Source organism: Candidatus Gastranaerophilales bacterium, assembly GCA_028696075.1.
Lineage (GTDB): Bacteria > Cyanobacteriota > Vampirovibrionia > Gastranaerophilales > JAILCC01 > JAQVHS01.
Genome location: JAQVHS010000001.1, coordinates 260,782 through 277,736 on the forward strand (window position 1 = coordinate 260,782; position 16,955 = coordinate 277,736).

The window sequence follows — 16,955 nt, forward strand, 5'->3', positions numbered from 1 at the left end:
TTACGAAGTAAAAGCGCAACTAAATATAGATTTTGCTCTATCCTGCTGATAAGATAGAATAATCAATTCTTGTGTTTGTAGCTCAGCAGGCCTGTTGTGTCTTTTACGAAGTAAAAGCGCAACTAAATATAGATTTTGCTCTATCCTGCTGATAAGATAGAATAATCAATTCTTGTGTTTGTAGCTCAGCAGGATAGAGCACCGGTCTCCGAAGCCGGGTTAGTCGGGGGTTCGAATCCCCCCAAGCACGATTTTAAGCCTTTAAATTACATTCATAGTAAATTTTTCACAACTTTGGGCAGGAAGGTCAATAAATCAGACGCATTTGTCGAATATTCGCTTAATTCCAAAGAAGCCGCTTCGCCTGTAAGCCCATGGATATAAACCCCGCAAACTGCGCTGTTAAAAGGCGATAACCCTTGCGCTAAAAGCCCTGCAATTATCCCTGTCAACACATCTCCTGCGCCGGCTTTAGAGAGAGCGGAGTTGCCGGTCGGATTGATAAATACCTTTTCACCGTCTATAATGACGCTTTGGCTGCCTTTTAAAACCACAACCGCATTATATTTTTTTGCCGCGATTTTAGCATATTTCGTTCTGTCTGCGGTTATTTCATCGGTATTGACATTTAAAAGCCTCGATAATTCTTTTGTATGGGGAGTTAAAACGGTATTTTGGGGAAGATTTGTAATATTTAGTTTTGCTATTATATTCAACCCGTCAGCGTCAATAACAATAGGGGTTGTAATATCTTTTATTTCGGCAAGAAAATTTTCCATAAATTTTTCAATATTATTCTGCCGGTAAAGCATTGAGGATAAGCCGCAGCCGATTGATACAGCCGTATATTTAGGCAAAATTTCAAGAATTTTTCTGTATTCACAAACTGCAATGCAGCCGTCTTTTTCTTCCAAAGGCAGAAGCACTATATCAGGCGAAACGGCCCTTAAAGAATTGGCAACGGTTTTGCAGCAGGCAGCAGTAACATAACCTGCACCGATTTTGAGAGCGGCAATTGATGACAAAAACGCAGCGCCCGAATAATTCACAGACCCGGCAATATTTAACACCGCTCCGTAAGTACCCTTGTGAGAATTTGGCTGTCTTTTCGGCAGCAGCTCTTTTACAAACTCTTTTTGTGTGAAAATTTCTTCGCTCATAAATCGAGGTTAACTTATATTGCCGATTTTGTCCATAGCATAAAAATTACCTGCATTGCGGGCAGATTAATTTTACCTGATATGCTATAATAAGCCTGCGAGGTGTTTTTATGAATATTGTAGTGTGTTTAAAACAAGTGCCTGACACGCAGGACATCAAATGGACCGATAAAGGCACAATGATTAGAGAAGGGGTGGAAAGCGTAACCAACCCATGTGATGAATATGCGCTTGAATTTGCGCTGAAAATAAAAGACACAATACCTTCCGCCAAAATCACTGTTGTATCTATGGGTCCGCCGCAAGCCGAAAAAATGCTCCGAACCGCTGTTGCAAAAGGCGCTGACTGCGCAGTACTTGCAACGGATAAAAAATTTTCCGGCGCTGATACCCAAGCTACGAGCCTTACATTAGCCCATACCATAAAAAACATGGTTAAAGACTATGACTTGATAATTTGCGGACAGTTTGCTTCTGACGGTGATACAGCACAAACAGGTCCTGCGTTGGCTCATCATCTCGGTTTAGAGCAAATAACTTACGTCAGCGAATTTATAGAAATTACGCAAGATAAAATCACCGTCCAAAAAGAAATTCCGGAAGGCACATATACTATTCAAAGCCCTTTGCCGTTATTGATTTGTGTTGCTCAAAGCGAATGTACACCAAGGCATTTTACAATAAAAGGTTATATAAATTCTTACTCTGCCGATGTAAAAAGTGCAGACAAAGAAACTATAAATATAAGTGAAGAAGTCATAGGGTTTAAAGGCTCGCCTACCTGTGTTGCAAAGACGTTTACCCCTGATTATAACCGCAAAAGAGAAGTTTTGAGCGCAGATTCCATGGAAGAATTGTGCAATTTAATCCTTGAAAAGGTTAAAATTGATTAACTTTCAAACGAAAAAATAACAAATTATCGGAGTTTTAAGCATTACTATCAATAGTGCAATAATCGGGCATGTTTTTTGATGAAAATTAATTCCATAGGCTCAAATACAATATGTAGGCGAGTAGTTAATTCAAATTTAAATAAAACCGAATATGGGCAATCCTTGGGTTTGCAATCCGATGTATTTACCAAAAGTACTCAAAGCATTAATTTTGGCGGTACTCTTCTTTGCGTGCCTAAGGCAGCAAATTGTATAACGGCAAAAGAGGCAGCGAATTATTATGCATCTTTAAGCAACGGCGATTATATAAACATTTACGATGATGAGATTAAACCTGAAAATAAACAAATCAGGCTTAATAATTATTCATTCTTAGACAAACTGGCTTCTCTTGAAGAAAAAGTTAAATTCATCAAATTTTATGAGGACTTTACGGGGTTTCCCGATTTAAAAACAGTTTCAGAAAAAATGGAAAGAGAATTTATAAAAGGGATGATTAATGCCGAATATATAGGTAATACCTCCACAAAAACCAATCATAATGACGTTTTATGGGCTGGTTACGGTTATTGCTCTACACTACGGAACATGGCGCTTCCCGGGAGTGATATGGATGCATCGTTTGTAATTATAAGGGGGGACGGCTCTGACGATGAAAAAACACTTGTAGATAAGTTTAAATCCTACATGTGGTTTGAAACCGACCAAAGAATATTGAGCTATAACCATCCTTCTGCCTTTCCTCAAGTTTATACTTTAAAACAGGTGTTGGAGCTAAATAATTTTGTAGAAAACAAACTCAATATAAGTCCGCGTAAAGCACGGGCGTACCTTTCACTAAAAAAACAATATCTGCACGATAGTATAGCCGCTAACGTGTTTTTACGTGATTTAGCCAAAATACTTGATAAATCCCAAGACAAAACGTATTCAAAAGAAGAAATTAAGAATTTTGCATTTTTAGCGGAAAGTTTTAAAGAAGGTAAAATGTTGTTTGATAAGCAAGAAAAAATGTCGCTTAAAAAATCACTGGAAAACTCTCCTATGTTCTTATTTTCAAATGTTTCACAGATTCACGCCTTATGCGCAACACAACATCCGAAACCTAAAATTTCAAGCAGAAAAGAAATGATTAAGGCATACCCTTCTATGACAATTAACGAAAAATTTGCTATTATAAAAGATATGATAATGGGCGCAAGTGAGGATAATATCAATAAAGACAAGTATTTTGAACCTACCGAAGATACCTATAGCGGACTAATCAAGGAGATAACATAATGCCTGAAGTAAAACATATAAGCAATATTAAAAATCCTTCTGCGTTATTGCCGAATAATAACCCTTCTGTAGCAGCTTCCGTCAGGTTATCAACTGTAGGTCCATCTCCCGGCATTAATCCTGTGGTTTATCTTGGCGCACTGGCATTCTTGACCATCGCAGGTTTAGGGGGCAAAAAAATGTATGATATTGCAAATATTGCAAGAAGAGAAGTGATGCAATTTCCCCAAGATATTCTTTATCGCAAAAACCTCCTTACCGCTATGGGGTTAAACCCTGCGAAATTTGCGGATTTACGTTCGGTATTGGGTAAAGGCGAATTTTTACATATTCTGAAAAAAGCCCAAACAACACCTGAAATATATAAACTTCCTGATTTGAATACTTTTGCATCACAAAAAACCAAATTCGGTATGAACCTGCATCTACACACACAAAATTCCGACGGACAATTAAGCGTACAAGCACTTTTGAACCACGCAAGAAAGTATGCCAACAGATATTTCAAAGACAACGGCAAACCTTTTATAATGGCTATTACAGACCACGATGGAATTAACGGCTGCAAAGAAGCGCTTGAAATTATTGCCCGCAACCCTGACCAATTTAAGAACTTAAGAGTGGTTTTGGGTACGGAAATTTCTACTAATTTTCACTCGCAATTCGCCAAAAAGCCCACCTGTGTCCATATGCTTTCTTACTGTATAAACCCTTTTGACCCCAAAGTAGGAGCCTTACAGGCAAAACAAACCAATGATTTAAAATCGGCTATTTCAAATGCTTTTAATAAAGCGAACGAACTGTACGGTGATGTTTTACAAAAGTTCGGTTTTAAATACAGTCTGGAAGGATATGCAAAAATCCGTCCGTCTATATTAACTTCGCCTAATTTCAGCCAATATTCCATGAAAGATTATATGCAATTCAGGCTGATTTTTGCCGACATAATAGAAAAAAATCCGGCATTTTTAAAAACCCTGCAGGAAAAAGGTATAAAGTTGACCGACCTTGATTTTTCACATATTAAAATTGATAATTCCAATTTAAAACCGAATGCACCTTACTGGGCTAATTATTTAGACAGCGCGCATAAATACGTAACAACTAAAATCAAACAAACTTCGCCTTCTTCAATTCAGGAAGATTTTACCCAATATTTTAAAAAAGTAAGCGATGAGGCCAAGACTCTTTTAGAGCGTATAGAACGGGAATTCAATGACCCGTCAAAAGGTATGACTGTACATCCTCCGGCACTGCTGAATTTTGATGATGCAGCAAAAGCTTATGCAAATATAAATGATTCAATGCTTGGAATAGCGCACCCCGGGTTTGTATATTTAGACAATAAAAATTCACCTGATGTACAAAAGATTATTGAGGACTTATACACAAGGCTGAAAACCTATATGAAGGGCAAAACCGCCTTTCATGAAGCTTTTTATCAGGATTATCCCGTAAGTTCGAACCCTGAGAGAATTATTCCTGCCCAAATGCTTGATTTCATTAATGTTTTGGGTGAAAAATCGGGGTTTGAAAAAACAGGCGGAATAGATTCTCATATGAACAACATCTTTACAAGTCAAAAATACTTAAAAGATAGTGATTTAATACAATTTGCTTCGGCTTAACCTATTCTTCGGCTGCAGAATCACCTGCGTTTGTAGGCACTTCAAATTTTACGCCCATTTTTAGCAGTTCTTGCGTTGCTTTGGGTGCAAACGCCGTATCGCTGAAGTTTTCTATAATAGTTTGATAGCATTCTATTGCTTCATTTTTATAATTTCTTTTTTTCAACAAATTGGCTTCCATGTAATAAAGCGGCGCAAATTCGGGCGAAGGGCTTTTCCACATAGCTTCATCAAGCTTTAATTTAATATTTACCATATTTTCATTATCTTTCGGAGAAAATAAAGACCCTGCATAGATTTTTCTGGTAAGAGCATTCAACTGTTCGCCCATTTGTGTTATTTCTTCCTGAGAAAGCGAAGATTTCACTTTTTTTGAGCGGGGTGCGCTAATCGCCTCGTTGCTAAAATTCGCTATAAACACGGCTGATGTTGCTATTAACATCACAAATATAAAAATCTTTTTTATTAAACTCTTCATATCTTTTACACTCCCCTTTATATTGTTTATAATACTATAAAACCTTGCCTGTTTCAGTCCGTTAAATGTATGATTATTTTATGCAAAATCTTACGTTAAAACAAAAATTAAATCAAATGTTTATTTGCGGTTACAAAAACGCTAATCCATTTGTAAATCCGCTTTTTCTTGAGCTTGTACAAAACAACCTCGGAGGAGTAATTTTCTTTAGCGAAAATTTAACCTCACGCAAAAGTTTTAAACAAACCGTTAATGATTTAAAAGCGTTAAATAAACGCTTGTTCCTAAGTATTGACCAGGAAGGCGGATTAGTAGAGCGAACCGTTATGCTCGATGAAAAGATTGAATATATCACGCCCAAAGCCCTCAATACCCTTAAAAATCCCGATGAAATCAAACAGCATTACGATATTTTATGTCAGGACTTGTCGGACTTAGGGTTAAATATGAATTTTGCCCCTGTGGTTGATGTGAATACAAACCCTTACAACCCTATAATAGGTGTAAGAGCGTTTAGCGATAATCCAAAAGAAGTCATAGAACGGGCAAAAATTGTGCTTGAGAGCTTTAAAGAACATAATATTTTTTCAGTGGCGAAGCATTTTCCCGGACACGGCGCAGCCGGAGTTGATTCTCACCTTGATATGCCGGTTATTGAAGATGATTTTGAAAATTTTTACAAAACACATTTGGTTTGCTTTGAGGAAACCTTGAAAAACGGCGTAAACGGCATAATGATAGCGCATGTACATTATTCCTTCTTTGACAAGGAAAACCTTCCCGCCTCGTTGTCTAAAAATATTGTCGGCAAATATTTAAAAAATACGCTCAAGTCCGATGCGCTTGTATTTTCGGATGATATGGTAATGGGCGGTATTGCAAAACATTTTGGGCTGTTTGAAGCTGTAAAAGCAGGGATTGAGGCAGGGATTGAAGTGTTTTTGTTCAGAGATACCACGCAGGAGTTAATCAGCGCCTTAAATCAAATTGAAGCTTATGCCCTTGAAAATTCTGATTTCAAAGCTAAAATCGAAGCTGCATTTGCAAAAATATCTGCCGTAAAAGATAATTTTTTACAAACGAATGATGACTCAAAAGAATTTGATATCAACAAAAACCGGGAAATTATAGCCAAAATTACACAAAACACGGTCATAATTAACAAAAAAGGGTCGTTACTGCCATTAGTTCCACAAAAAAAATATCTTCTTGTTGCTTTTGATACCAATAATGTTTTTAATTTGAGCTTTAACAAACTATCGCCGGCAGAGTGCCTGCAAGAATTTGACGTAGAAGAAATCAAATTTTCGCTTAATCCCGATAGTGCTGAAATTGAAAAAATTTCCGATATGCTTCACAATGATAGTACAGTAATTTTTATTTCTTACAACGCACATATAAACAGAGGGCAAATCAAACTTTTCGAAAAAATCAAAGTACCAAAAATCCTTATAAGTACAGGGTTGGATTATGACATACAAGTTTTAAAAGATGCTGATACCGTGATAACCTCCAACTGTTTCAAGTACGGTTCTATTAAACAAATTGCCAAAATTTTAAAATAGACCATCAGGACTATAAAGATAAACCCTTTGGTTATTACCTGCAAGTTCGAAAAGGGTCATAATGATAATGAGATTAAAAAACCTTCTAAGACATGGGGATTGATATGATAGGGAATGTCAACAACGAAAATTTATTGAATAATCAGAGTCTTCTACAAAATCAAGACGTTAAAGAAACTGATGTCATAAAACAAAAAGCGCTGAAAAATGCTTATAACGCTTCCTCTGTCAATCTTATGGACGAAAGTGATATTTCTAATGAAGCCATCACGCTTTATGAAAAAGAACAGGAATTAAACAAATACAAAAATATCTTAAACACGGTTAGCGAGGAAGAAGCAAACGAACAGGTTGCCCAATTAATGGAGCAAGGTGTTATTGAAATTGATGAAGAAAACCTTGCCTCCTCTATGCTGCAAAATGCTGATTTTAGACGTGAATTAGAAATATAAAACCATATATTGACGTATCCCTTATAATAAAATAAAGGAGCAAAAATGTCTTACTGTATAGTTTTAACCACCACGGCAAAGAAAATCGATGCGCTAAAAATAGCCAGAGCGTTGGTTGTTCGCAAGCTTTGCGCCTGCGTAAATATTGCGGCAAATATAACATCTGTGTATGAATGGAAGGACGAATTATGCGAAGAGGAAGAGTTTTTGCTCATCATTAAATCCGTTGATAAAAATTTTGACAACATAAAAAAGACTATAATCGAACTGCACCCTTATGAACTTTGCGAAGTTATTCAAATTCCTGTTACAAAAGGGTATGACAAATATCTGGAATGGATATCAAACAGCAGCAAACAGGCTTAATTTTCGGTTTTAATCTTCTATCAGCATATCGTTAAGCTTGAGCAAAACGGCTTCCATTGTAGCAAAACGCTCATCAAGACTTTCGATACGCGCAATCAAACCATTATCGGGCTTAGCAATTTTATCTTTTAATTTAGAGATAGTTATAAGTTTTTTGACGGATTCAACCAATTCTTCATTAGAGTTTGGCGTTTCCGTATTTAATAATTTATCGGCTTTTTCTTCTATTGCAGCCATTTTCATTTCTATTTTTTGCTCAAACAGGCTCATTCTTGCCGCCAAGTCGGACAAACTTTGCTTTACGTCTGTATTATCAACCTGTATGTTGGGCGCAACATCGGGTTTCTCTTTAATTTCCCGCAAAGTAGTACCTGCACTGTCGAGCCATTCACCTACATAAGTAAGCGCGTTTTTCACAGAAGCAATATCGTTTTGTGTTTCAAGCACACTTAGTGAAATATCGGAAAGCGTTTGATTAATATCTCCGAAATAATGCGAATATTCGTAAAACAATCCATAAAGTTTTTCAGGGTTTGATTTGTCGACAATTTCTTTAAAAATTTGAAGGTTGCTTTTTAATTCGTTAGTACTATCTTCTGATGAAAGAATAAGTTTGTTTGTACGTAAGCTGATATCATAAACCTGAGCATCCAATTTTTCAAAGAGTTCCTGCATACCATAGATTTTTTCTTTAATTTCAATAGCATTTTCATTAACCGCAGAATTTTGCGCTATCATTTGTGAAAAATTATCAATCTGTTCATGTGTCTGTTTTATCTGCGAACTGATATCATTTGCAAAATCTATTATAGAAGCGGATTGTGAAATTTCATGCAAAACTAGTCTCATTTTTGCAAAATCACTTTGAATATCATCAAAAGAATAAATATCATCCTTTTTATCATTTTGGTTTAAATATTCGGTAATGGTTTTTTGTGCTTTTTCTATGCAATCGATTTTGTTTATCAGTGCTTTAAACTGGAAAATAATATCATTAAGTTTTTCGGAGTTTTCGCTGGTTTTATTGTTGATGGAATTTTTTACGTTATCAATGAAGTCCTTTATATCTTCTGATTCTTCAAGGAAAGATATGTTGTCAAACAGCGAAACCAGCTGCAAAGAAAAATCATTATTAAGGTTTTTGATTTCTTCTTTAATATCGGCGCTGTTATCAAGGTTTGATAATTCATTCAGGCTTTCTTTGTAGTCATTCAGAATAGTTTCAATATTATGCAGGTCATCTTTAAACGGAAGCATATGAATTTTTTCCTGAATGGAATCAACGCTCGTTTCTATCTTTTCTAACGAGCCGCTTAAAGTTGAATCGTTCAAATCAACCGTATGTTTAAAATCGTCTATAGAAATTTTCAAACCGTCGATTACTTCTTTAATATTGTTGTTAAAGTCCGCTAAATCAGGCGGCTGAATGTCCAAAATAAGACCTTTTACATCCTCAAAGTTACTTATAATACTTTGAGAGTTAGTTGATATAATGCCTTTTATACCTTCAAAATCATCCGTTATTTTTTTAGCATTTTTTTTCAGCACCTGCTCTATTAAATCAAGCTGTTGTGTGTGCTTTCCGTCATTTTCCCGCAAAAGATGTAATTGTTTAAAAGATTCGTCGTTAGCTGATTTAATAGGCTCAATCAAATTTTGTGATAAATTATCAATGGAAGTTTGAATAGTTTGTTCTAAATTAGCACAACTTGTTTGAAAATCTTCTAACTCTTTGCATTTGATATCTATAATTTTCAAAGAAGTTAAAACCGCATTCACCGCCATAGCAAATTCATTCAGGTTTTCTTCAAGTTTAATTAATTCGGGATTTTGGCTTAAATCCGCTTTTACTTCAACTTCTGCATTTATGCTTTTAACGGTATCATTTATTTTTTCAAACTGTTTTTCTATATTTTTATAAAACTGCTCGTTTGCAATAATTTGAGAGTTAATCACCCCTTGCAAAGACTCAATATGTTCTTGTGTACCATCGGGCAAAGTCATTGTCTGAATAGCGGGGGATTGATTTTTAAACTCCGAAATCTCATTCATAAGGGTATAAATACCGGTCTTAATTTGAGTTAATTTTTCTTCCACTTCGGCATTAGGCGGCAAAGCAAGCTGCGGAGCCGCGGTTTCCATAGAAGAAGTCATTTTTGCAATAACAATTTCAAGTTCTGAAATTTTTTCATCCAATGCCTGTTTTTTAGCCTCAAATTCAACGTTTAACGAAGCAAACGCGTCTTTAATTTCGTTAATATCCGTATTGGGGTTCATAGAATCAAGCTTATTTTCAATCTGAAAAAGAATATCAGATTTAATGCTTGAGAGCTGGTTTTGTCCGAAAGAATGCGCCAAAGCCCTGACTACGCTTGATAGTTCCTCTACTTTTTCGTTATACTCTGTAATTTTTTTATCTATGTTCTCTAACTGTGATTGGAATTCCATTAATTGTAACTCTTTATAATGATACTAATGTATTTTAGCAAACAATACCGCATTATGGTAATATGTAACGAAAAATTACAAAAATCATAACATTTTTAATAATTTAAAATTATTTCTAAAATCCAATCCCTGCCCTTAATTAGAGATTGATGGTCAACTTTTTCATTGTTTGAATGCATATTATAAATATCCGCTATACCGAGCAAAAGCGGTTTGAATTTTTGGTTATTGGCATTCAGTTTATCATTTTGCATAACATGGGTTTCAGCGCCTGCGTGGAATGAGGAAACTTTAGCAGGGATATTGAGTTTATGTGCGCTTGATAAAACAACTGCTACAAATTCATCATTATTGTCTTTGACAAACGGTTTTAAATGTTCTTCAAACTTGCTTTCGATAGTAATTTTTCCCGAATATTTTTTATTAAGGCGATTTGTTGACCGTTGTATTTTATCAATCAGTTCCTGTTGGTTTTTAAGTTCGGAACTTCTTATCGAATAAGAGGCAAAAGCGTTCGTTGCAATAATATTGACAAAAGACCCCTTGATTAAACCGCTCATCGCCTGATTGGGGTTATCAAGCACTAAATTATCCTTATTATTGACCAGATAAGCGCCCGCACTGCCGCCTATCAAAGCGCCGGAATTGATAGAAGTAATCACGCCCTTGGAATTTTTCTTGTAAACACCTTGCGGAATTTCATTCATAAGTTCAGCCAAAACCTTATTGGCGCTTGCTCTTGTATCATCATCTATATCAATCCCCGAATGCCCGCCTTTACCGTCCTTTACGGTGATATAAAGGTTTACAAAGCCGGCTCCTTCAACATTACATTCACCTAAATCACTGCCGTCAAGCATAAGTGCATTTTGGGCTTCTAACTTAGAGGCGTCAAGGTTTTTCACACCTGTCATAGAAAATTCTTCATCCCTTGTAAAAACAGCTTCAATCTTAGGATAAGAAAGTTCTTTATGATTTTTCAAATAAATCAACACATCAAGAATAACCGCAACACCCGCTTTGTCATCAGCTCCCAATGTCCTTGTTTTATCTGTTTCAATAAATTTACCGTCCTCAGACAGTCTTAAATTCACAGGCTCGCTGCCGCCTACCACATCCATATGCGCGCTCAATAAAAGAGGCGGTTTGGTTGAATTATTGGCTTCAAGCACAGCTATAACATTGCCGTAGCTATCTTGTCTTACATTTATATTTGCTTTTTTTAAAATGTCTGTTATTTTTTTTGCCACTTTTTCTTCTTTAAAAGACGGCGACGGGATTTTAACCAGTTTTATAAAAGTGTTTAATACACTATGGTCTTTGGCAAGGGTTTCAAGTAACATCTTATTTTCTCCTTCTGCTGCAAAACATACTGCTTGCAATGATATAGCAAATATTAATAATATTAATAATTTTGTGAATATCTTTTCCATGATTTAAGTCTATGTTAGCACCATTATAATGTCAACCGCTCCCATACTTCTATCCCGCCAATCTTCCTTTTAGTAACGTTACAAAATGTACAATGCAAAATATATATCGTATAATGTTATAACTACAGACAAGCAGCCTTATTTGAAAGGGCATAGATGAACGAGCTTTCTTTTTATAACGACCTTGAAAAAATATTAAATGTTATGCCAAAAATCATTACGGACAACATTAATCAACAAGAATTAAACGACTTAACAGAAATAGTTTTAGACTTAGGCAGAGTGCCTGAAATGAGATTTTCTACAGGCGAGATTAAATATCTTTCAGACAAACTTGTAACACCTGATGACATCAAATATGTAATTGACAGAATAGAAGACTTTACAAGCGACAACCGCTCGGGTGTAGCGGGTACTTTGCACAGAATATCAGCCATAAAAAACCGCAAAGGCAAAATTATAGGACTCACGGCAAGGATAGGCCGCGTTGTTACCGGAACAATTCTTTGTATATCAGATATTGTAAAAGACGGGAAAAGCATTCTTTTCTTAGGGCGTCCGGGTGTGGGTAAAACTACCAAACTAAGAGAAATTGCAAGAATGGTAGCGGATGAATTGGGCAAACGCGTTGTTGTAGTGGATACTTCTAACGAAATAGCGGGCGACGGCGACATTCCTCACCGTGCTATAGGAAAGGCAAGACGTATGCAGGTGCCTTCTCCCGAAATGCAAAAAGATATAATGATAGAAGCAGTCGAAAACCACACTCCGCAGGTTATCGTTGTTGATGAAATCGGTACGGAAGAAGAAGCCCTGGCAGCAAGAACAATAGCGGAAAGAGGGGTCATGCTCATAGCAACGGCTCACGGTAATATGCTTGAGAATCTTATCAAAAACCCTACTTTATCAGACCTTGTAGGCGGAGTAAGCTCCGTAACCTTAGGTGACGATGAAGCAAGAAGACGCGCTACCCAAAAAACAATTCTTGAGCGTGAAAAGCAGCCGACTTTTGATGTTGTTATGGAAATCGTAGACAGAGAAACTCTTGCTGTTTACCCTGACGTGGCAACTGCCGTGGATTATATTCTACGAGGATGGCCAATCCAGCCTGAAATAAGAAAAACAGGCTATTCACCCACGGAAAAAACCGGCATTGAACCTAAAATAGCGCTGACTAACGAAGAGCCGATTAAAAAAACCCCCGAATACACCAGCACTCTTAATCGGGATTTTAACGTTCAAAAATACGTTGATGACAATAAACAATACAGAAAAATTTACGTATATTCAATTTCACGCACCATAGTTGAAAAAGCCATCGAAAGATTAAATCTGAATGCTAAAGTAACCAAAAATATTGATGATGCCGATATTGTAATTTCGCACAAGAGCTACGCCAAAGGCGGGTCAAAAATCATCGAAGCGGCGCAGGAGTTTAAGCTGCCTATCCATTTTGTTAAATCCAACAACATGCCGCAAATTCAAAAAGCACTAAAACTTGCGTTAGGGGTTAAATCCGATGATGAAAACACCCAATACCATGATGAAACGGATGAAGCACTTGAAGAAGCACAAAAAGCTGTACTTGAATTTTTAGAAAATGATACAGAAGTAGAACTTGCCCCACGCAAGGCAGAAATTCGCAAGCTTCAGCATGAATATATAGAGCAGCATAATCTAAAAAGCATAAGTATAGGCGAAGAACCTAACCGAAGATTAAAAATTACGAAATAATAAGAAAATAATGGAAATTTTAATTACAAAATTAGTTAAATATGATATGATAAACGACACTAATATTAATTCAATACAATAGCCGGTGTACAATGCGCGGAACCTTGTGATGAAATAGAAGGGTTCATTCCAACAAACTTTTTCACCGTTGATGGTAAATGAATTTATATGAGGCAAATACAATGAAAATTAACACAATGCCAACCCTCGCGATAAAATTTGCCAATGCTTCTCGCGTTAATTACCAACCTTCAACGCAACAGCCTATTGCTGTTTTGCCTTTAACACCAAGCCGTTCTTCAAACGTCTTAACCCCGGCTAATATAATTTCTGCAACGGCGCTTGCAGGGGCTATCGGCGTTGGAACAGTATATTTTATCAGAAATAAAAAAACCTATCCGCCATATTTGGAAGAATTAGCACAGGGTTTAAGTGCAAAGCTGCATAAAAAAATTAAACCGTCTTCATTAACAAGTGTTATGAGCGCCAAAGAATTATTGACGGAATTGCCTAAACTGAACAAAGAAAATTATGTTTTTTCAGAAGCAAATATTAAACAAGGTATATTCCAAGCTGATTTACATTCTCATTCAAATTTTTCCGACGGCAAAGCTTCCGTTGAAACTATAATGGAGCAGGTTTCCAAATATGCTGACTATCTTTATGCAAAAACAAAGAAAAAGTTTATCTATGCGCTAAGTGACCATACAAATTTTGATGGGGTTGAAAAAGCCTTGGAGATAATTGCTAATAACCCCAAAAAATTCTCCAATGTCAGGTTTGTTCCTGCTGCCGAATTAAGTTATGCATATCCGTCGCCGAAAGCTTCCAATCCTTGTGAAACAGCCGAGGTTTTAGCTTACGGTATAAACCCGTTTTCTCAAAATACAAAAAATTTCGTATCAAATATTTATGCAAAACGTTCAAATATGGTGGATAATTTTCTACAGGATTTAAAAAATCTTTTTCCGTCAGTAACTTTTAACAAACAAGAATTACAAAAATTTTACAGCATTGATGATTTATACGCAATGAATCTGCAATGGCGGGTTTACCACTATGGACAAACAAAAACGGCAATAGCTGACTTTGCAAAAAAACAAAATACTTCTGCAGAAAATTTATACAATGAAATCATGAATAAAATTAACAAACACTCAAAAACGTTATTTGATGTGCAAACGGCGAAGCTTATCCCTGATAATTACACTGAAAATAATCGCATTCTGGAATTGGCAAGAAAATATTCGCCGCAGGTAGAAAATAATAATATTTCGGCTGCAGCTGAAAATAAGTTTGAGGATATAGTGAACTTCATCTCTAAAGAAAGAGACGGATTTTTAGCTTTTGCACATCCGGGCTACATGCGGCTTAACATGGGTGAGACACCCGCATTAACCGAGTTTCTTTCTGTCTTAATTTCCAAATCAAAAGGGCTTGTGAAAGCCTTTGAAGAATACCATCAGACATATAAGCCTAACGTCATTACCGATGATATTGTCAAAGAAGTAAATAGCAGCTTGCGCCAAAAAGGATTGGCGGGTCTGGGAGGTAGAGATTGCCATGAGGCTGATTGGATGAAATTTTTACCGATTTAAAAATAAAAAAGGAAAGCTTAAAGCTTCCCTTTTTATATTTTAAAAAAATTAGGTTTATTGCGCATAAACGCTGATTTGTTGTCTTGTTCTTCTGTGTTTTTCAAAAGTAACAATACCGTCAACCAAAGCGAATAATGTATAGTCAGAGCCTTGACCTACGTTGTTGCCTGCGTGGAAGGTGCTGCCTCTTTGACGCATTAAAATATTACCGGCTTTAACGAATTCTCCGCCGAATTTTTTTACGCCTAATCTTTTGCCTATACTATCTCGTCCGTTTTTGGTCGAACCTACACCCTTCTTATGAGCCATTTTATTTCTCCGTTATTAAATTATTCTTCTGTTTTTGTTTCTTCTGCTTTTTTAGCAGCAGGTTTTTTTGTTGTTTTTTTAGCCGTTGTTTTAGTTTCTGCTTTAACTTTTTCCGTTTTTACAGCTTTTTTTGCTGTTTTCTTTTCGGCAGTTGCTTTTTTAGCAGTTTCTGCGGTTTCTTTAACTTCAACAGCTGCTTCTTGAGGAAGGTTTTCTTTTCCGTTAAAAAGAATTGAATCAACCATCACTCTTGAAAACATTTGTCTGTGACCTTGTTTTTTTCTGTAGCCTTTTTTACATCTTTGTTTATATACTAAAATCTTTTTATTTTTTCCGTTTAAAGTAACAGTTCCTTTAACAACCGCGCCCTCAACATAAGGTTGTCCTACTGTTGAATTTGCGCCTGCCAAAATCATGACAACTTTGTCAAATTCCACTTTAGAGTCTTGTTCTACCCCGAGATATTCAACATCAACATATCTGCCTTCTTGAAGCTGATATTGTTTTCCACATGTTTCTACTATTGCTAACATTTTGCGTCCTTTCAATCGGTGGCTGTAGCTTTTTAAGGCATTTTTAGACAGCTTGACCATCTTATACATTTATACATGAAATCCTAACAAGTACAAACTCCCCTGTCAAGCCGTCTTTGCGAACTCTGAAATAAATTCGGTAAACCTCGTGAAGCAATCCTGCGAGCAGGTGAGCAGAGCAAATCTTTTAAATCTTAAGCGTAAGGCATTTTGCCGCACCGCCCGCTTTCATAAACTCGCTTAAATCGGTTTGTATATGATTGAAGCCTTTTTCTTTCAAAAGGTTGGCAAAACGCTGTGTAGTAAGATTTGTGACAACAACATCACCGATATTAACCGCATTGCAGCTAAAATACGAAGCTTCTTCTTTGTTTGCTATGATACGTTTTTCGGGTGGAACGTTTTGTTCTATGACTTTGTTTGCATATTCATCAAACGCTTCAGGATAGTAAATAAGATAATTGTCTTCCAAAGGACAAAAACAAGTATCTACATGGTAAAAACTCTTATTTACAAGTTCCATTGAAATAACGGGGATTTTTAAAAGTTCCGAAATATATGTATGAGAAGCTATATCGGTTCTCGGTACATACCCTGCATACAATATACCATCAAGATAGAGTGCATCGCCCGCTCCTTCAAAAGCCATATCATCAGGAAGAGTTATTACTTCGTAGCCGTTTGCTTCAAACCAATCTGCGAAATATTTTTCTTCTTTTTGACGTTCAGGGTATTTGAACCTGCTTATAACAGCTTTGTTGCCATACATAACCGCAGCATTTGCCGTAAATACCATATCAGGTACATCTTCTCTCGGCTCAACCAGACGTAAATCAACACCTAAATCATCTTTAAGAATTTTGTATAATGCTTGCCATTGTGCTACTGCTTTTGAGTTATCGGCTTGGATATTTACATTCATCCAAGGGTTGATTTCATATTTAATTCCGTAGTGTTCGGGTGAACACATTAATATTTTTTCTGCCATAATTAGTTTTCCGTTGCACCTTGTTTTGTCGCTAGTTCTAATGCTTCTTTCATTTTTGCTTCGTCATCTGTTTCGATTACAAAATCTGC

Annotated in this window: 15 protein-coding genes and 1 tRNA gene; 9 read left to right on the forward strand and 7 right to left on the reverse strand. The window is 36.3% G+C overall.

The annotated features are described in order from the left end of the window. Positions 1 to 174 precede the first annotated feature (174 nt). A tRNA-Arg gene (locus tag PHX18_01320) sits at positions 175 to 250 on the forward strand. A 22-nt stretch (positions 251 to 272) separates the two neighbouring features. On the opposite strand, the gene PHX18_01325 is transcribed toward PHX18_01320, so the two are convergent. Beyond that, complete coding sequence (locus tag PHX18_01325) at positions 273 to 1,160, reverse strand: NAD(P)H-hydrate dehydratase (GenBank protein MDD3593249.1); 888 nt, start codon at positions 1,158 to 1,160, stop codon at positions 273 to 275. A 110-nt stretch (positions 1,161 to 1,270) separates the two neighbouring features. On the opposite strand from PHX18_01325, the gene PHX18_01330 reads away from it, so the two are divergent. From PHX18_01330 to PHX18_01340, 3 genes are all read left to right on the forward strand, one after another. Then, positions 1,271 to 2,053 (forward strand): electron transfer flavoprotein subunit beta/FixA family protein, encoded by a 783-nt coding sequence (locus PHX18_01330; GenBank protein ID MDD3593250.1) that lies wholly within the window; start codon positions 1,271 to 1,273, stop codon positions 2,051 to 2,053. A gap of 75 nt (positions 2,054 to 2,128) precedes the next feature. Beyond that, positions 2,129 to 3,334 (forward strand): hypothetical protein, encoded by a 1,206-nt coding sequence (locus tag PHX18_01335; GenBank protein MDD3593251.1) that lies wholly within the window; start codon positions 2,129 to 2,131, stop codon positions 3,332 to 3,334. Continuing rightward, the gene (locus PHX18_01340) at positions 3,334 to 4,962 is read left to right on the forward strand and encodes a hypothetical protein (protein MDD3593252.1); all 1,629 of its coding nucleotides are present in this window, start codon (positions 3,334 to 3,336) and stop codon (positions 4,960 to 4,962) included. Before PHX18_01335 ends, PHX18_01340 begins: the two co-directional genes overlap by 1 nt. 1 nt (position 4,963) lies before the next feature. Here the strand turns inward: PHX18_01340 and PHX18_01345 are convergent, their stop codons facing one another. Next, positions 4,964 to 5,440 (reverse strand): hypothetical protein, encoded by a 477-nt coding sequence (locus PHX18_01345; protein ID MDD3593253.1) that lies wholly within the window; start codon positions 5,438 to 5,440, stop codon positions 4,964 to 4,966. 80 nt (positions 5,441 to 5,520) lie between these two features. On the opposite strand from PHX18_01345, the gene PHX18_01350 reads away from it, so the two are divergent. From PHX18_01350 to PHX18_01360, 3 genes are all read left to right on the forward strand, one after another. After that, on the forward strand, positions 5,521 to 7,005 hold the full coding sequence (locus PHX18_01350) for a glycoside hydrolase family 3 N-terminal domain-containing protein (GenBank protein ID MDD3593254.1): 1,485 nt from the start codon (positions 5,521 to 5,523) through the stop codon (positions 7,003 to 7,005). 104 nt (positions 7,006 to 7,109) lie between these two features. After that, positions 7,110 to 7,457, forward strand: coding sequence for a hypothetical protein (locus PHX18_01355; GenBank protein MDD3593255.1), 348 nt, complete (start codon positions 7,110 to 7,112; stop codon positions 7,455 to 7,457). Between the two features lie 45 nt (positions 7,458 to 7,502). Beyond that, positions 7,503 to 7,823 (forward strand): divalent-cation tolerance protein CutA, encoded by a 321-nt coding sequence (locus PHX18_01360; GenBank protein ID MDD3593256.1) that lies wholly within the window; start codon positions 7,503 to 7,505, stop codon positions 7,821 to 7,823. Positions 7,824 to 7,832: 9 nt separating this feature from the next. Here the strand turns inward: PHX18_01360 and PHX18_01365 are convergent, their stop codons facing one another. Both PHX18_01365 and PHX18_01370 read right to left on the reverse strand, forming a co-directional pair. Then, entirely contained in the window at positions 7,833 to 10,271 is a 2,439-nt protein-coding gene (locus tag PHX18_01365; protein MDD3593257.1) for a hypothetical protein, read from the reverse strand. A gap of 95 nt (positions 10,272 to 10,366) precedes the next feature. Continuing rightward, the gene (locus tag PHX18_01370) at positions 10,367 to 11,614 is read right to left on the reverse strand and encodes a M20/M25/M40 family metallo-hydrolase (protein MDD3593258.1); all 1,248 of its coding nucleotides are present in this window, start codon (positions 11,612 to 11,614) and stop codon (positions 10,367 to 10,369) included. Between the two features lie 246 nt (positions 11,615 to 11,860). On the opposite strand from PHX18_01370, the gene PHX18_01375 reads away from it, so the two are divergent. Both PHX18_01375 and PHX18_01380 read left to right on the forward strand, forming a co-directional pair. Further along, the gene (locus tag PHX18_01375; protein MDD3593259.1) at positions 11,861 to 13,438 is read left to right on the forward strand and encodes an AAA family ATPase; all 1,578 of its coding nucleotides are present in this window, start codon (positions 11,861 to 11,863) and stop codon (positions 13,436 to 13,438) included. Positions 13,439 to 13,620: 182 nt separating this feature from the next. Beyond that, positions 13,621 to 15,036 (forward strand): hypothetical protein, encoded by a 1,416-nt coding sequence (locus PHX18_01380; GenBank protein MDD3593260.1) that lies wholly within the window; start codon positions 13,621 to 13,623, stop codon positions 15,034 to 15,036. Between the two features lie 54 nt (positions 15,037 to 15,090). On the opposite strand, the gene rpmA is transcribed toward PHX18_01380, so the two are convergent. The 3 genes from rpmA to PHX18_01395 form a co-directional block, all read right to left on the reverse strand. Continuing rightward, entirely contained in the window at positions 15,091 to 15,345 is a 255-nt protein-coding gene (rpmA, locus tag PHX18_01385; protein ID MDD3593261.1) for a 50S ribosomal protein L27, read from the reverse strand. 20 nt (positions 15,346 to 15,365) lie between these two features. After that, complete coding sequence (rplU, locus tag PHX18_01390; GenBank protein ID MDD3593262.1) at positions 15,366 to 15,878, reverse strand: 50S ribosomal protein L21; 513 nt, start codon at positions 15,876 to 15,878, stop codon at positions 15,366 to 15,368. 187 nt (positions 15,879 to 16,065) lie between these two features. Further along, positions 16,066 to 16,866 (reverse strand): dimethylarginine dimethylaminohydrolase family protein, encoded by an 801-nt coding sequence (locus tag PHX18_01395; GenBank protein MDD3593263.1) that lies wholly within the window; start codon positions 16,864 to 16,866, stop codon positions 16,066 to 16,068. Between the last annotated feature and the right edge of the window lie 89 nt (positions 16,867 to 16,955).

Excerpts from the sequence above, each read along its gene's own strand:
- PHX18_01365 (MDD3593257.1), bottom strand. The coding sequence starts at position 10,271 with ATGGAATTCCAATCACAGTTAGAGAACATAGATAAAAAAATTACAGAG.
- rpmA (MDD3593261.1), bottom strand. The coding sequence starts at position 15,345 with ATGGCTCATAAGAAGGGTGTAGGTTCGACCAAAAACGGACGAGATAGT.
- PHX18_01355 (MDD3593255.1), top strand. The coding sequence starts at position 7,110 with ATGATAGGGAATGTCAACAACGAAAATTTATTGAATAATCAGAGTCTT.
- PHX18_01345 (MDD3593253.1), bottom strand. The coding sequence starts at position 5,440 with ATGAAGAGTTTAATAAAAAAGATTTTTATATTTGTGATGTTAATAGCA.
- PHX18_01325 (MDD3593249.1), bottom strand. The coding sequence starts at position 1,160 with ATGAGCGAAGAAATTTTCACACAAAAAGAGTTTGTAAAAGAGCTGCTG.
- PHX18_01330 (MDD3593250.1), top strand. The coding sequence starts at position 1,271 with ATGAATATTGTAGTGTGTTTAAAACAAGTGCCTGACACGCAGGACATC.
- PHX18_01395 (MDD3593263.1), bottom strand. The coding sequence starts at position 16,866 with ATGGCAGAAAAAATATTAATGTGTTCACCCGAACACTACGGAATTAAA.
- PHX18_01350 (MDD3593254.1), top strand. The coding sequence starts at position 5,521 with ATGCAAAATCTTACGTTAAAACAAAAATTAAATCAAATGTTTATTTGC.
- PHX18_01370 (MDD3593258.1), bottom strand. The coding sequence starts at position 11,614 with ATGTTACTTGAAACCCTTGCCAAAGACCATAGTGTATTAAACACTTTT.
- PHX18_01380 (MDD3593260.1), top strand. The coding sequence starts at position 13,621 with ATGAAAATTAACACAATGCCAACCCTCGCGATAAAATTTGCCAATGCT.
- PHX18_01360 (MDD3593256.1), top strand. The coding sequence starts at position 7,503 with ATGTCTTACTGTATAGTTTTAACCACCACGGCAAAGAAAATCGATGCG.
- PHX18_01340 (MDD3593252.1), top strand. The coding sequence starts at position 3,334 with ATGCCTGAAGTAAAACATATAAGCAATATTAAAAATCCTTCTGCGTTA.
- rplU (MDD3593262.1), bottom strand. The coding sequence starts at position 15,878 with ATGTTAGCAATAGTAGAAACATGTGGAAAACAATATCAGCTTCAAGAA.
- PHX18_01375 (MDD3593259.1), top strand. The coding sequence starts at position 11,861 with ATGAACGAGCTTTCTTTTTATAACGACCTTGAAAAAATATTAAATGTT.